2 protein-coding genes are annotated in these 2,197 nt (G+C 38.3%); both read left to right on the forward strand.

Annotation, left to right across the window (positions count from 1 at the left end):
- Positions 1–1,645 (forward strand): M3 family oligoendopeptidase (locus AC3LHT_RS00565; protein WP_488661665.1); only part of this gene is annotated, 1,645 nt, incomplete at its 5' end.
- A gap of 113 nt (positions 1,646–1,758) precedes the next feature.
- Positions 1,759–2,197: SDR family NAD(P)-dependent oxidoreductase (locus AC3LHT_RS00570; RefSeq protein ID WP_488661666.1), on the forward strand; the 439-nt coding region annotated here is incomplete at its 3' end.

Raw genomic sequence — 2,197 nt, forward strand, 5'->3', positions numbered from 1 at the left:
CAATGTTGAACAGGAACTCAAAAAACTCATGAGCTTCAGGATTGATTCCGCTAAAGACCTTGAGACTTTTCTTGAAAGATTTAGCGAACTTTACATGATATTGCAGGAGCAGCTGGCATGGCGCTATATCAAAATGACCTGCAAAGCTGACGATGAAAAACTGCGAAAAGAATATTCAAACTTCTATGCAAATATTTTCTCAAAAGCTGAGCCATATCGTATCAAGTTAATGAAAAAATACTATGTTTCTCCTTACAGAGAAAAACTGGACAAAAGCAGATACTCTCATCTGGATAAGCTTGTGGCAAATCGCATTGAACTCTTTAGAGAGGAAAATCTCCCTCTTGAAATAAAGGAAAAGGAACTATCTTCCAAATATGGTTCTATTATTGGTTCGTTGACGGTTAATTATAAAGGTAAAGAGTACACACTCAAGCAACTTTCAAAATTTCAGTACGAGCCGGACCGAAGTATAAGAGAAGAAACCTGGAAATTGATGATGGACAAACTTTCTTCAGTAAGAGATTCGTTGGAAACACTTTTTGATGAACTCAAGGAAATAAGAATACCTCAGGCAACAAATGCCGGTTTCGATAATTATCGTGACTATATACATGCAAAAAAACAAAGATTCGCATATTCTGTTGAAGATATTTTCAGATTTCATAAGTCGGTTGAAAATGTGGTGGTTCCCTTTGTTAGAGAACTCAACAGGGAAAAACAGAAAAAGCTCAACGTAAATTCACTCCGCCCCTGGGATACTGTCGTGGAACCATCAGGCAGGACTTTAAAACCCTTTGAAAATGTAAATGAATTTGTTGATAAAGCAATTAAGATACTGTCCAAAGTAGAGCCTGAATTTGGCGCAAATCTCAAAAAAATGAAAAACAGCGGTCTTTTGGATCTGGAGAACAGAAAAGGAAAAGCTCCAGGGGGTTACAATTATCCTCTTGATGAAACAGGTGCGCCTTTTATTTTTATGAACGCCACAGGTGTTCCTGAAAACGTGAGAACCATACTTCACGAATCTGGCCATGCGATGCACTCCTTCGCAACAGTAAATGAACGTATAATTCTTTACAAACATACCCCACACGAAGCAGCAGAACTTGCTTCTATGTCCATGGAATTGTTAACGCTTGACTATTTGAATGAATACTATCCTGACAATGAAGACCTTAAACTTGCAAAACGCAAAGAACTTGTTGGAACCATATCTTTTCTTCCGTGGTGTATGATTGTTGACGCTTTCCAGCAGTGGATTTATACAAACCCCGAGCACACCTCTGAAGAACGTGATTCTTATTTCGCCTCGCTTCTTGATAGATTCAATACCGGCGTTGATTGGACAGGTCTCGAAAGAGAAAAACGTATAAGATGGTTGTTACAACCCCATATTATGACATCGCCCTTTTATTACATCGAATACGGTATCGCGCAATTGGGTGCATTAGCCATTTATAGAAATTACAGACTCAATGCCCAAAAAGCAATTGAACAGTATAAAAACTTTCTTAGCCTTGGGCACTCAAAACCTCTTGATGAATTGTATAAAACCGCGGGAATCAGTTTTGATTTCAGCGAAGAGTATATAGCTGAACTCCTGGAATTTGTGAAAGAAGAGCTAAATAGGTTGGAATATTAATCCTGTATGAATTATCAACCCAGCAAGGCCCGGCAGAGCTCAACAGGGCCTTGTTTTTGTAACAACCATTGTCCCAATTACGCGTACAATATACCTATGAAAGAGGTGGTATTTTGAAAGCACTAGTCACAGGAGCATCATCTGGATTTGGAAAGCTGTTCTCTTATGAACTAGCCCGGAAAGGTTATGATCTCGTTATTGTTGCGAGGCGCAAAGAACGTCTCGACAAGATTGCAAAAGATATTCTTAAGCAGTACAAAGTAAATGTAGAGGTTTTTCAGGCAGATCTTACAGAACATGCTAGCCTGCAAAAGCTTGTTGAAAATTACTCTGACATTGATCTATTGGTTAATAACGCGGGTTTTGGTATAGTAGATAAGTTTATTGATATAGAACTGGAACGTGAGTTAAAGATGATTGATCTCAATATAAAAGCACTCTATTTTCTCACAAAAAAATACGCAAAAACAATGCTTGGCAAAAAAAATGCAGGAATAATAAATGTGGCTTCAACCGCAGCGTTTCAACCTTTACCGGGTTTTACTACCTATG

Source organism: Kosmotoga sp. (assembly GCF_982836095.1).